Below are 14550 nucleotides of genomic sequence, written 5' to 3' on the forward strand. Positions count from 1 at the left end.
TTATCTTAGCGCCTTGTTATGAGTAAGAAGGGTAAGGTTTTGGTGGCGATGAGCGGCGGGATAGATTCGACAGTCAGCGCGGTGATGTTGCATGAGCAGGGCTATGAGGTGGTGGGCATCACAATGAAAACTTGGGATTATGCCACTTCGGGTGGTTCAAAAAAGGAAACCGGTTGCTGTTCGCTCGATTCGATTAACGATGCGCGACAGGTGGCGGTGGATTTGGGGTTTAGTCATTTTATTATTGACATCCGCGAGGAGTTTGGTGATTATGTCATCAATAACTTTGTGGATGAATATCTAGCGGGAAGAACTCCTAATCCCTGTGTGTTGTGTAACACACATATCAAATGGGAGTCCCTGTTGAAGCGCGCCGACCAGATGGACTGCGAATTTATCGCCACCGGTCACTATGCCCAACTGCGCGAGGTGAACGGAAGGCAGGTGATTTCAAAAGGTTTGGATGAGAACAAAGACCAAAGCTATGTACTTTGGGGCGTGAGTCAACCCTGCCTGAACCGAACTATTTTTCCAGTAGGGAAATTTCATAAACCAGCCATTCGCCAAATGGCGCGAGATATGGGTTATGAAGAACTGTCAAAGAAAAGTGAGAGCTATGAAATCTGTTTTGTACCGGGTAATGATTATCGCGGTTTCCTGAAACGGCGCATACCGGAACTGGAGAAGAAGGTGGCTGGAGGAACTTTTGTAGATGTAGCAGGAAAGGTGATCGGCAAGCATGAGGGGTATCCGTTTTATACCGTCGGACAGCGAAAGGGTTTGGGCAATGATGGCTTTGGCAAAAGAATGTTTGTGACAGAAATTCATCCCGAAACAAACACGGTGGTGTTGGGGGAGGAAAAAGAATTGGATCGCGACGGTATGTGGGTGGGAAAAATAAATCTCCAGAAATATGATTCGATCCCGGTAGATATGACTTCGGTTACCAAGGTGCGCTATCATCACGAAGGAGCCACCGCCACGCTGAATCAAATCGGGGACCGTATCAAAGCAGAGTTCGATACCAAGGTGCCGGGCATCGCTCCAGGGCAAAGCGCCGTCTTCTATGAAGAAAATGATGTGATTGGCGGAGGAATTATTTTATCAAACTATAACTTGAATGCGTAAAGGGTTAGCGGTTAGCGGTTCACAGTTCACAGTATTATATGTTCTGTGTCTTGTGTTTTGTGTCTTAGGTCTTATGTCACTTAATTCCTGTAAGGACAAAATGGATTCTGGCGTTAGATTATCATTACGGATACTTCCCGCTCAACACCGGCCACTACGTAATTTATGATGTGGATTCGATTCTCTATCGTTATGCTCCGCCGGATGAGTATCGCCGCGACACGGTGCATTATCAACTCATGGAAATCATTAGCGACACCTTCTATGACAACTTAAATGAGTTGAACTATCAGTTGGATTTGTATCGCCGCCCGAACAGCGCCGCCTCTTGGTCATTTTTCAAGCGCTGGTCTATGAAGATCAATACAACCAACGCACAGAAAAAAGAGGATGATGCCAATTTCATGAAACTCATTTTCCCTCCTGCCGAAGGTGATTCATGGAATGGAAACCAGTTCTTGCCTACCAGTTCTCCGTATGAAATGTATCGCGATTGGGAGTATCATTATACCAGTGTGCATCAACCTTATTCCATCAACGGCTTTAATTTTGACAGTACGCTGACGGTAGATGAAGTGGACCGCGAAACGCTGATTGATAAAACTTTACGCAAAGAAGTCTATGCCAAAAACGTCGGTATGATTTATCAGGAATGGGAACATCTGGAAAAGCAAAATGTTACCAAAGACTGGCAGACCGGACCGGAAAACGGTTTCCGCATTCGTATGAGAATAGTGGAACATCATCCATGATGAGATGGTCAACTATACTGTGCTTGTTTTTACAAGCATCGCTGGCGCTCTCTGCCCAATCTGATTTCTATTGGATAAAATTTAAGGATAAGGCATCCTCTCCTTTTCAAATCGGAAATCCAACTCAGTTCCTATCACAAAAGTCTATAGAGCGTCGTAACAAACAAGCTATTCCTATTTCCGAAAATGACTTACCGGTATCACAAGCATATATAGATAGCATTTCGCCGTTCATCCATCAGTTAGTCCACCGGTTGAAATGGTTCAATATGGTGGTGGTGAAGGTGGGGCAAAATGATTATCTGGATTCGATTCGTCAGTTTTCGTTTGTGGACAGCCTCGCACCTATTTGGTTTGTTCCCTCGCGTTCCGTGGATATGAAGGATAAGTTTGAATCGGTAGAGCCCGTTGACCAAAACAATGTGGACTCCGGTTTATATGGTATTGCTTATAATCAAATAAGGATGCTTAATGCCGATTTGCTTCATCAATTGGGCTACAGAGGCCAAGGCATCACCGTTGCCATGATGGATAATGGTTTTGTGCGAGCGGACTCTATCGCTGGTTTTGATTCCATCCGTCCACGCATTCATCAAACCTGGAATTTCGTCCGCAACCAGATGAATGTTTATACTGATGGAGGACACGGAACCAATACTTTTAGCTGTATAGCTGGAAACGTTCCCGGCCATTTTCTAGGCACTGCCCCGGACGCTGATTTCTTTCTTTATGAAACAGAAGATATAGATGATGAATGGGTGATGGAGGAATACAATTGGGCAGCGGCGGCAGAAATGGCAGATAGTTCGGGCGCAGATATTCTTTCTACTTCACTGGGATATACTACCTTCCGAAGTGGCGCCGGCGATCACACTTACGCTGACTTAACCGGTGATTATACGCTTATTACCCGTGCATCAAACATGGCTTTCAGCAAGGGCATGTTGGTATTAAACAGTGCCGGAAACAGCGGAGACGATGCTTGGTTTTATATCACAGCTCCTGCCGATGGCACAGAGGTGATGGCGGTAGGAGCTGTGAATCCGGACAGAACGATTACCGGTTTCAGCAGCCGCGGACCCAATGCCAGTGGCCAGATTAAACCAGATGTTTGTGCGCAGGGTTCCTCTGCGGCGGTCTTGGACATTTCAGGCAATCTTGCTATGGCTGGTGGAACTTCTTTTAGCTGTCCCATATTAGCGGGATGCGCTGCCAGTCTTTGGGGTGCATTTCCTGAAAAAAGCGCGCAAGAAATCCGGCAGGTGATTATAGAAAGTGCTGATCGGTTCAATACTCCCGATAATAACTATGGCTATGGGATTCCAAATTTCTACAATGCCTATCTACAGTTATTGACAGCGTATAATCCCAATACTTTAAATCTGCAGGCAGGTGCTGTGATTTATCCCATTCCATTTACCGATGAATTGAACCTGTCTTTATATAATGAAGAAGAAGGGGAACGACGGATAGAGCTATTTGATCTATTGGGTAGAAAGGTTTATTCATTCCATATATTTCTGCGTGCACAAACCTATGAACTGGTTTGCTTAGACGGCATTCAATCTTTATCCGCCGGTGAGTATATACTAAGGATGGACGGTCAGAAGAAATATGCACAGAGGATATTGAAGATGAAATAAAAAATCAGAAGCTATTCAGTTTCATACTAATCTTGTAATCCTTTTTATATCCCATTCATATTATTTGCAACGCTTATTTCTCGAATACATCTAAAGTTTTCTTGTAATGTTGGCAACCTATTTGAAAATCAGAGAAGAGAATTACAGTTTTGCAGGTGCATTTTCTGTCCCATTATTATACCGAACAGCCCAACCAAAGTCCTTTTTTTGTAGCCGGATTAGGTATTCCTGACCTAACACCCGGCTTTGCGCGAATCCATAATTCCATTATTCTGAAGAAACCTGCCCCTGAGCAGGATGACCTGAAAGAAATACACCAAGGCATTGTCCGACATTATGCTGGGGATAAATGGTTTCATGCTTCTGCCCTGTTTGCCAAACATGTTTCGCTTTTTTGCAGTGCCTTTTTGAAAGAGGGCTTAGACCGTGAACGTTTGCGACTTTCGGTCATTGCTCATATCGCTGTAGAGATGATGATTGATCGGCAGATTATGTTGACAGAAAGAATAGTGTGTGAAAGATTCTATGAGAAAATAATGATGGCAGATGAAAAGATGTTGCTTTGCTATTTCGATTTTCTAAAACTCGGCAAGGAGAAAAATGTATTTATAAGTAGATTTGGATTTTTTAAAGAAAAAAAGTTTTTGTTTTTGTTTGAAGAAATAGAAAAGATGGTATTTGGCGTGGATAGGATTTATTCTACCGTAACCCAAACCAAGTTTACAAACGAGGAGAAAGACAAGTTTATAGCAGCTTTTCACAATATGGATGCTCAAATACGTTATAGCTGGAAGCAATTGCTGAAACCATAAAGAAATATGAAGAAAACCATAGGACTATTTCTACTCTTAATATTTGGAGTACTTGGAAATGCACAGGTGGTACGTAAGTACAGCAATGAGTTTTTGAATATCGGGGTGGGTGCCCGTGGATTGGCGATGAGTAATGCGCAGGTGGCTACTACTTCCGATGCGTATTCTACTTATTACAACCCCGCTGGATTAGTTCAAATTCCTAATACCTTTCAAATCGGCATTATGCACTCCGAATATTTTGCGGGCATAGCTAAGTATGATCACGTGTCGCTTGCTGTACCGGTTCAAAACAAAAAGCGAGTACTGGGCTTTTCATTTTATCGTTTTGGGGTGGATGACATTCCAAATACTCTGTTCTTGGTTCAGCCCGACGGCAGTGTGGATTATACAAAAATCACCTCCTTCTCAGCGGCAGATTATGCTTTCATGTTTCACTACGCACAAACACTGCCCGTCAAAGGGTTAACCATTGGAGCCACTGTGAAAGTGATTTATCGCCAAATCGGGAAGTTCGCCAAAGCATGGGGCTTTGGGCTAGATCTCGGATTACAGTATCGCATTAAACAATGGCGTATCGGCTTTATGGCTCGCGATGTCAGCAGCACCTTTAATGCCTGGAACATCACTTTTACCGATGCGGAAAAACAAATCCTGACACAAACGAACAATGAACTACCCAAAATACATTGGAAATCACAACGCCGTTATTGATATTAGGCGGAGCTTATGAAGGCAATATCAAGGATAAATTCTTTATCACGCCCGAAGTGAATTTTTCTTTCACTACGGATGGAAAAAGAAATGTGCTGATTGCGGCTAAGCCCATCAGTATAGATATGAACGTGGGGTTGGAATTAAAATATGTTCCGGCGAAGAATATAGATGTGGCAATTCGAACCGGGGTGGGCAATGTGCAGCGTTCTACGGATGAGTTGGGGAAGAAACGATTCACTGTATCTCCCAATATTGGTGCCGGATTGCACATAAAAATTGTTTCGATTGATTATGCCCTCACCAACTTGACCACCATTAAAGACGCATCGGGCGGCGCCGGATTATACTCACATGTCATCTCCCTCCGCCTCGACATTACGAAGAAGCAAAAGGAATAGAGATGAAGAAACTTTTACTCCTTTCAATTACAAGTCTTGTTTTTCTGGCACTCCGAGCACAGCCCTTCGGCAATGAATGGATTGATCCTGCTCGTACTCATTATAAAATTAAAGTTGTAGCGGACGGTATTTATCGGATAAACTATTCCACCCTAGCAGCAGCTATTCCCAACATTGGTTCGCTGAACCCACAGAATCTGGTGATGTATCACAATGGCTTGCCGGTACCCATTTTTGTTTCAAACAATTCAGGACTGGGAACAAATGACTACATTGAATTTTTTGGCAAGCGCAACACCGGCTTTATTGACAGTTTGCTCTACCGATCTTCCGAGCATCAGATAAATCCAAATTATAGTCTGTTTACAGACACCTCTGTTTTCTTTCTAACCACGAACAACCTGCAAAACAATCCGCGGTTCATCAACGTAATTAATGACCTAACCAACTTGCCGCCCAGAGAAGATTACTTTCTTTATTTTTCCCGTCTTAATTACCCCTGCGGAGCTGCCTATCCGGGCAAGTATTATTCTGCCGGAACTACCGAGCTTTACAAATCCCTCTATGATGAAGGAGAGGCTATTGCTAATTGTAATTACTTCGGCCATAGCAACCAAAATTTCACGATCAATACTCCTTTCGTTTACACTCAGGGGCCAAACGCAATCGTTCAAACTTATTATACCAACCATTCCCGCGAAAACCACGACGTAATTATCAGTCTGAATGGTGTGCAGATGTACAAACCGTTGAGGCAGTTTGGATTTAAGGTAAACCGGGTGAATACTAATATATCCACGCAACAATTAATTAGCGGCGCCAACACACTCACCTTTGTGGCCGACGGTATAGACGGTGCCACCAGCCAAAATCAGAATATGGTAGGTGGCGCAGGAATATTATATCCACGAGAATTTAATTTCGGCGGTGCTGACCGATTTTACTTTGAGGTGGCCGGAGACCCTAACAACTCGAAGTATTTAGAGATCAGCAATTTTAACGACAACGGCACTCAACCCTTGCTCTATGATTTAACGAATGGACATATATACAACTCCAGTCTGCCTTCGTCTACTTCTCCGGTCAAATATCATCTGCTCCTGTCCGGCAATAAGAGGGACTTGTACTTGCGGGCAAATAATAGCACTACCTACACAGTCATCAACGAAATGACACCGGTAAACTTTGTAGACTACCAGAACCTTTCTAACCAAGGGGACTATTTCATTATTTCTAACAGCCTGCTTTTCAATGATGGCAGTGGTAATAATTGGGTAGAAGAGTATCGAAAATACCGCGACATTAACGACAATCCTACATCCGGCAAATTTCAGCAAGCACGCATTGCAGATATCGAAGTGCTATACGACCAATTTGGTTATGGCATACGCAAATCTCCGCTTGCTATCCGCAATTTCATTCGCTATGGATCTAGCGAATGGGTGATTCCATTGACGCATGTATTCTTAATTGGCAAAGCCAGAGAGTATATCACCTATCGAGGCACCGGTACCGCCTACAATCAAACTCTGGTACCTACTTTCGGTTCTCCCGGTTCCGATAATCTGCTTGCTTCTTCCCGCAACAACGACCAACCTTTAGTGGCCATCGGCAGACTGGCGGCACAAAACGGTAATCAGGTTAAAAACTACCTGACCAAAATGAAGGAATATGAAAGCCAACAAAACAGCTATGCCTTCAATCAATCTATTCCTGAAAAACTTTGGCAGAAACAATTGCTCCATTTCAGCGGAGGCACTTCTTCCTTTGAACAGGTTTCTTTTAAAAGCTTTGTGGAAAGTTATCGCCTGATTTCTAACGACACCTCTTGGGGAACTCGGGTGAATACCTTTACCAAAAACACCAACGCACCTATTGACCAGTCGGTATCACAAATTATCAAAGGCAAAATCAATGAAGGGGTATCGTGGCTTACGTTTTTCGGACACTCCGCCACCGGTGCCTTCGACTTTAGTATAGATGAGCCAGAGAATTACACTAACCAAGGCAAATATCCTATCATTCTCTCCAACGGATGTTTTTCCGGATTTATTCATGATGCCTCCCCGGGATATAGTGAACGCTTTGTGCTGCCTTCAGACAGAGGCGCTATCGCCTTCATGGCTACATCCAGCCTTTCGGTGTCTTCCGGTCTTCACGATTTCTCCAGCCGCCTTTATCAAAACTTTTGTCGCAATACCTATACCCAAACTCTTGGCAAATCCCTTCAGCGGACGCTCAGTAATCTTTATACCTGTTGTAGTGCTAACGATTACAGCATGTTGGTGGCTTATGAAATGACCCTGCACGGCGACCCGGCTATCAGCGTAAATCAATATCCCAAGCCAGATTATGCCATAGATGCTTCTTCTGTGTACTTTAATCCTACCACTATTATGGCAGGGAATGATTCATTTGAAGTAAACGTTGTGGTGACCAATCTTGGCAGAGCCATCAAAGATTCCATCACAGTTTCTCTCACCAGAACACTTTTTGACGAAAGAGGAAATGCCGTCCCACCTTTCGTTTATAAGAAAATAGTGGATGCCCCATATTATCGAGATACCGTTACCTTCAAACTTCCGATAAATATTTCCACGCTGGGTTATGGACAGAATCTATTTGAGCCCTATGTAGATGCCGATTTTGAAATAGATGAAATGGCTGAGGGAAATAATGGATTAACGGCTCCGGTGTCTATCAATATTCAAAGCGATGACATCATTCCGATTTACCCTTATGAGTTTGCTATCGTTCCCAAACAAGGGGTAACGCTAAAGGCCTCGACTATCAACCCTTTTGCACGGGAACGGAATTATAAGTTCGAGATTGATACCTCTGAAAAATTCAGCAATCCGATTCAGAGTGGCGGGGTTTTTCAAAGCGGCGGCGTAGTACACTGGAAACCTACCATCACCTATCAAGACAGCACTGTTTATTACTGGAGAGTAGGAAAAGATTCATCTGCTACGAACTGGCACTATTCATCCTTCATTTATCTGAAAGATGAATATCCGGGATGGAACCAATCTCACTACTTTCAATGGAAGAAAGATACTTATTTTAACCTTCGTCTGGACAGCACCGACCGGATATTTAAATTTCCTTCTACGCTTAACCAGATTCATGTAAAGACTGGCATTGCCGATGCCGTAGGGGGAAACATCCCCTTCTCTACTTTAGGCTGGGACTACAACAACTCCAATATGCACCGCTATCGCATGGGGGGATGCGGATTTCTTCAAGGTATCACCTTCGCGGTCATTGATCCGGTGACCGGTGCCAACTGGGTGTGTTCTAATGTAGATGGGGACAATTACAGCGATAAATACGGCAGCGCCCATTGCGGATTTCAATATTATCTGCAAAATGCTTTTGACTTCAATACTACCGGCACCAACGGTCTTTTCAATCAACCCTGGTCCACCGTTATCAAACGATTCATTGATTCTATCCCCTGTAATTATTACGTACTTGTTTATTCATCCAACAGTCCGCCATACACCAGTTGGGATAATACCTTAGTGACCGCTCTGGAATCTATCGGTATGCAGGCTAGCCTTTTCAAAAACGGAACTATCACCGGTCCTTTTGTGTACTTTACCAAGAAGTGTGACCTAAACTTCTCTCCCTTCTTTGCTGCGCAAAATGGTTACACCACGGCTCTTGATACCAGCTTCACTTTTCTAGGTCCCTGGAACCAAGGCAATATGACTTCGCCGCGCATTGGTCCGGCGGTAGAATGGGGCAGTGCACACTGGAAAACCAGCCCGTTGAATAATCTCTTCACCGACGTTGATACGCTGGATATTATTGGAGTTAGCCGGAACGGCTTTGATTCCCTGCTTATCTCCACTACACAGCCAAACATTTTGTTTAATAACAGCATCAATGCCTATGAATTTCCTTACCTTAAACTTCGCCTGCGCACCCGCGACGACTCACTGAGGACTCCTACCCAGCCACTCTACTGGCGCATTCTTTACAAAAAGCCGCCCGAAGCTGCTATCAATCCCGCAGCACATTTCAAAATGACCGACTCTACCAGTATCGGACAGAACTTTCATTTGGAAATTGCTTTGGAAAATGTGACCGAAGAGCCGATGGACAGCATGCTGACTAAATATATTTTGCGCGATGCTACATTCAATCCGACTATTTCCTACATCCGTTCTGATTCATTGCCGGGATTAGACACCATGATACTGGTGTATGATGCGCCTATGAACTCCAATACTTTCTTAGGATTGAACAAAGTAATTATTGAGGCCAACCCCGACGAAGACCAGGTGGAACAATATCACTTCAACAATATTGCCGAAATCACTTTCCAAACGGGTGGTGATAAAATCAATCCACTGCTCGACGTAACGTTTGATAGCCGCCACATTATGAATGGCGACATTGTTTCTTCTAAACCAAATATCCTGATAACGTTGAAAGACGAAAACAAATTTCTGGCACTGAACGATACTTCGCTCATTAGTGTTTTTCTGAAATACCCAGGCGAGTCTTCACCGCGTCAGATAAATTTTGATGATGTGATTATGACCTTCTTCCCTGCTGATTCATCTAATCTTTCCAAGCGAAATGTGGCTCAGGTGGAGTTAAAACCCACCCTGCCGTTTGATGGGACTTATGAACTGATTGTGAGGAACCACGACCGCAGCAACAACAACAGCAGCACCACCGGTCAGCGCTTTGAAAGCAATATCTTCTATGATTACAAAACTTCGTTTGAGGTGATCAACAAAGCGATGATTACAAATGTGCTGAACTACCCAAACCCTTTTACAACTTCTACTCAATTTGTGTTCACCATCACCGGTTCTGAAGTGCCGGACTTTATGAAGATTCAAATCATGACGATTAAGGGAACCGTGGTGAAAGAAATTATGAAAGAAGAATTAGGTCCACTACACGTGGGTAGAAACATGACCACTTATACTTGGAACGGGCGCGACCAGTACGGTGACCTGCTGGCCAACGGAGTTTATTTTTATCGCGTGGTAGTGCGCATAGACGATAAACAAATGGAACACCTATCACAAGGCTACGACAAATACTTCAAAAAGGGTTTTGGGAAAATGGTCATCATTCGCTAAGCAGAGGTGATTTATCCTCCTTGTAAGGGAAAGGACAAGAGAAAACTTCCCCTTTAGTTTCCCTCTGTAAAAACAAAAATCTCACCTTCATTTTCGAAAGTGGGATTTTTTGCGGACCGGACGGGTACAGTCTAGCCAATGGTAATTTACCACTGTTTTGTATAACCTTGTATAAAGAATTCTCCTGAAGCAGGCCTGTCTTGCTTTACAGTCAAATGCACGGCACAAATGACGTAGGAGCGTTGGATACCAATGGTGAATCCTGCGGAAAAAAGTGTGTGTAAATGGTGTGTGTAGTAATTGGGTTGTCAAGCGTTCCGAAATCTCCAACAGGGACGAAGCAGAGACAACAATAGACCTCTTCGGAAAATCATTTAATAGAAAGATTTAAGAACGCGGCGATTAAATTAAATCGTAGGGAGAATCGCCTTCTTCGGTTTCTGTATTTTTCAGCTAGTATTCTAAAGATTTTGAGTTCGCGAATGATATTTTCAATAGCTACCCGGCTGGATGATATCTGTTGATTCTGTTTTTTGTCAGTTTTCGCCAACGGGTTTTTTTTACTGCGTTTTTTAGGTAATTCGGCGTTGTTGTGTAGCTTCTGTATCCCCTGATATCCTGTGTCCGTCTGTGTTTTGATAGCAGGATGTATCGTTGTTCTGCTTTGCTTGAAGAGATTAAGATCATGTCTTCTTCCTTTGGAGAAGGCGGTTGCAATGATTTTTCTAGTTTTCTTTTCCGCGATTACTTGTGTTTTAAGGGTGTGTTTTTTTTTCTTTCCTGAATAGTATTGCCGCTGTTTTTTTTCGGTCGTTCTATTGGGGTTTCCGAAACATCTATGAGCACAACCTCTATCTCTGAATCGGATTGCAGCAACTGCCTCTTCCCTGGCAAATGGAATCGTTTATCTGCTATAAGTATGCGCTCCATAGCTTGTACAATTTCGCAAACCCGACTCTCGCTCATCCCAATATGTTCGTAGGTCCGGTATTCCCGGTAATACATCAGCATCACCAATAACTTATCTTCTAAACCCAGTTTGGGTGGCTTGCCGCGCGTAGGATGCTTTCGATGCTTCTGTTGGTGCGCCATCACAGATTGTCTCATCTCCTGAAACACCGCTTTGCTTACCCCAGTTAGCCGCTTAAACCTTTTGTCGGGTAAGTCTTGTATTTGTTTCCAAAACATGGATACAAATGTCCTTACTTGCTACTAAACTATTACCCTATGTTTTATACCCTTTTGTGTGGTTTGTACTATTTTCCGAAGAAGTCTAATAAACAAATGGCGTTTTGTAGAATTACCCTCTATTTGCCACCAATTCCGTCCTTTTACCCGAATATTTGATTGTTTACAAACAAGACTTGTATCATACGCGAAGAAAAGCAGCTACTTTTCTAAGAAAAGTACCTACTTCACAAAGAAAAGGAGCTGCTTTACAAAGAAAAGTACCTACTTCTCGAAGAAAAGTAGCTGCTCCACAAAGAAAAGTATCTACTTCTCAAAGAAAAGGAGCCACTTTACAAAGAAAAGTACCTACTTCACAAAGAAAAGTAGCTAACCCACAGAGAAAAGTACCTACCTCACCAAGAAAAGGAGCCACTTTGTTTTGGATGGCGCTTAGTTTTCAAAAACAATAACAGAACGAACGGCACCATTCAACAACTCGCATTATGGTTGTTGGTGAGGTTCATTAGACCTCTTCTGAAAATCATCCATTTGGCTCCCTTTGGAGGGTGTGTAAGAGGGAGATCATTAAAACAAATCTGATTTTCCGTAGAGGTCTATTATATTTATTTTTCAATGGAGGAATTAACCGTTGGTAACAATAAACAAATTTAAAGAGATGAATTGGATTGTTTTAATTATTGCAGGTCTGTTTGAAGCCTCCTTTGCTTTTTGTTTGGGAAAAGCAAAAGAAGCAACAGGAACCGAAATGTATTTGTGGTACGCAGGTTTACACGCGTAACGTTACAAAATTTGTTACTTACCTTGATATTCTACCGGTTTACCAATAGAAGTTAAACCCAATAGCGCATCGGCCGATGAAAATATTTCCCTCAAATGTTTTAGCTCCGATTCGCATCCAGCGGCTTCGTCAATCAGTTTATCCGCAACATTAATAGCCAAAGGAGCTTTGCGTTTAATGGTAGAGAATATTTTTTCAGCTTCCTCATTCTTCAACCCATTGATTATAAATTGATGAGATAATAATCTGCTAACAGAGTTTTCTTCAAAGAAGTGTTGAATACTATTCCATTTTTCATTTAACTTAAATTCGTTCTTTATCGAAATGTCCTTCTCCCCCGTAAATAATTCAAACATTTCTTCAATACCTATAATGCCATCTACCAAACCAATTTCCACGGCATCTTTAGAACTCAACATCTTACCAGTGTGTATCAAATATTTACTCAGCGCTTTACCTATCTTTTTTATACTTCGTTACGTTCCGCCTAAACCGGGGTAAATGCCAATGCCGGTTTCAGGAAAACCCATTTGGCACTTTGGCAAAGCAAGAATTACATCAGCACACAATGCTAATTCTAACCCTCCGCCTAAAACAAACCCATTCAATACCACCACTACTCTTTTCTTTGATTCATCAATTTTTGAAAAAACTTTTTGTCCATAGGCAGAGAAAGATTCAATATTATCAATCCTATGTGCCTTAATATTTTTTATAAAGAATTTTATATCAGCACCCGCAACAAACGCTTTGCCTGAACCGGTGATGAAAATAACTTCAATAGCCGTATCATTATCAGCCTCGGTAAACCTTCTCTCTAATTGACCCATCACGTCTTCGTTCAGCGCGTTCAAATCTTCCGGTCGGCTCATAGTAATAACCGCTATGTTGTTTTGCTTTTGAAGAGTTACATATTTCATCTTCCAGAAATCGCAACCAACAGATGTGGGGACGGAGGTTTGATATAAATCCGAAACTTGTTTTATCAAATATCTTACTTCATTTTCTCCGTACTGCAACATCATTTCCACAGGTCCTTTTTCCCATTGCAAGCCAATTCTGGCTCCTCGATTGATTGCAGTTGCGGTACAAACATTTTCATCTAATAACTGAGTGCAAACGAGAAATACAACACCCAGCATACGCTGGCTAATTATTTTTTGAACATTCTCATCCGTACAAATTTCTTCCTCTAGATTCCATGTTTGATTTGCTTCTGCCTGTTGTTTTAGTCGTTCGGAGGTTTTGTAAAACCTACCGAATACTTCTAAGGTCTTTTGCGAATGATAAGCTACCGGAACACCAGTGGCATTCATTAACGCAAATGGACCCATTCCTATGCCAAAAGTTTTCATGCATACCTCATCTATAGTCGAGATGTTTGAAACAGCCTCTTCCAGCAACCTTACTGCTTCGTTCAGCCATGGAACAAAATACCGGTTCACCACAAAACCATAAGTATCAATACAGGTAATGGCATCTTTGCCCGATTGCGCACAAAATATTTTCGTCCTTTCAATAATTTCAGAGGAAGTTTTATCTCCGGGAATAATTTCCACTAACCGGTTTTTAGCCGCGTGATAGAAATAATGCAGACCGATAAACCGTTCAGGATGTACAACTGATTGGGCCAATTCATTTACTGAAAACGAAGAGGTATTGGTAGCAAGAATAACATCTGATGGTACCAATTTGCTTAGTTGCTGAAACAAGTCAATTTTTGCCTGAAAGTTTTCAAAGATTGCTTCCACAATCAAATCACAACTCTGTAAGTCCGTTAAGTTGTCGGTCACTGAAATATTTGCTAAGCAATCTTTCACTTGCGTATCGGTAAAAACATTTTTTGACACACCATCATCTAGCATATTGCTGATATTGCTTATCCCTTTTTCAACAAATCGCATTTCGCGGTCGGCAAGAATTACTCTAAAGTTTTCCTGTGCAAATTTTTGGGCTAGTGCCGCACCCATTGTGCCGGCTCCTACCACCCCAACTGTTTTTATGATTTTCATAATTCTATTGGTTC

General features: G+C 42.5%; 9 protein-coding genes and 2 pseudogenes. 8 read left to right on the forward strand and 3 right to left on the reverse strand.

The genetic code is table 11. The annotated features are described in order from the left end of the window. Positions 1-18: 18 nt before the first annotated feature. From mnmA to IPP77_10700, 6 genes and pseudogenes are all read left to right on the forward strand, one after another. A complete protein-coding gene (mnmA, locus tag IPP77_10675) occupies positions 19-1128 on the forward strand; it encodes a tRNA 2-thiouridine(34) synthase MnmA (protein MBL0310115.1) in 1110 nt (369 codons plus the stop codon). A 170-nt stretch (positions 1129-1298) separates the two neighbouring features. After that, entirely contained in the window at positions 1299-1880 is a 582-nt protein-coding gene (locus tag IPP77_10680; GenBank protein MBL0310116.1) for a hypothetical protein, read from the forward strand. After that, the gene (locus tag IPP77_10685) at positions 1877-3523 is read left to right on the forward strand and encodes a S8 family peptidase (GenBank protein ID MBL0310117.1); all 1647 of its coding nucleotides are present in this window, start codon (positions 1877-1879) and stop codon (positions 3521-3523) included. Before IPP77_10680 ends, IPP77_10685 begins: the two co-directional genes overlap by 4 nt. Positions 3524-3672: 149 nt before the next feature. Next, positions 3673-4335 carry a hypothetical protein gene (locus tag IPP77_10690; GenBank protein MBL0310118.1) on the forward strand — a complete coding sequence of 221 codons (663 nt, stop codon included), beginning with the start codon at positions 3673-3675 and terminating at the stop codon, positions 4333-4335. 6 nt (positions 4336-4341) lie between these two features. Further along, positions 4342-5450: pseudogene (locus IPP77_10695) on the forward strand (PorV/PorQ family protein). Positions 5451-5452: 2 nt separating this feature from the next. Further along, the gene (locus IPP77_10700; GenBank protein MBL0310119.1) at positions 5453-10555 is read left to right on the forward strand and encodes a hypothetical protein; all 5103 of its coding nucleotides are present in this window, start codon (positions 5453-5455) and stop codon (positions 10553-10555) included. Between the two features lie 370 nt (positions 10556-10925). Here IPP77_10700 and IPP77_10705 read toward each other — a convergent pair. Next, positions 10926-11743 (reverse strand): IS5 family transposase gene (locus tag IPP77_10705; protein ID MBL0310120.1). Its coding sequence is split into 2 segments (ribosomal slippage): positions 10926-11362 and positions 11362-11743, totalling 819 coding nucleotides; the frame shifts between segments, so codons are not numbered across the junction. A 155-nt stretch (positions 11744-11898) separates the two neighbouring features. Here IPP77_10705 and IPP77_10710 point away from each other — a divergent pair. After that, on the forward strand, positions 11899-12195 hold the full coding sequence (locus IPP77_10710) for a hypothetical protein (protein ID MBL0310121.1): 297 nt from the start codon (positions 11899-11901) through the stop codon (positions 12193-12195). A 206-nt stretch (positions 12196-12401) separates the two neighbouring features. Next, positions 12402-12512, forward strand: a pseudogene (locus IPP77_10715) (QacE family quaternary ammonium compound efflux SMR transporter). 26 nt (positions 12513-12538) lie between these two features. On the opposite strand, the gene IPP77_10720 reads toward IPP77_10715, so the two are convergent. Next, positions 12539-12943 carry a hypothetical protein gene (locus tag IPP77_10720; protein ID MBL0310122.1) on the reverse strand — a complete coding sequence of 135 codons (405 nt, stop codon included), beginning with the start codon at positions 12941-12943 and terminating at the stop codon, positions 12539-12541. A gap of 57 nt (positions 12944-13000) precedes the next feature. Continuing rightward, positions 13001-14536, reverse strand: coding sequence for a 3-hydroxyacyl-CoA dehydrogenase/enoyl-CoA hydratase family protein (locus IPP77_10725; GenBank protein MBL0310123.1), 1536 nt, complete (start codon positions 14534-14536; stop codon positions 13001-13003). Positions 14537-14550 lie beyond the last annotated feature (14 nt).

Source organism: Bacteroidota bacterium, from assembly GCA_016722375.1.
In the GTDB taxonomy this organism is placed as follows: Bacteria; Bacteroidota; Bacteroidia; order Chitinophagales; family LD1; genus Bog-950.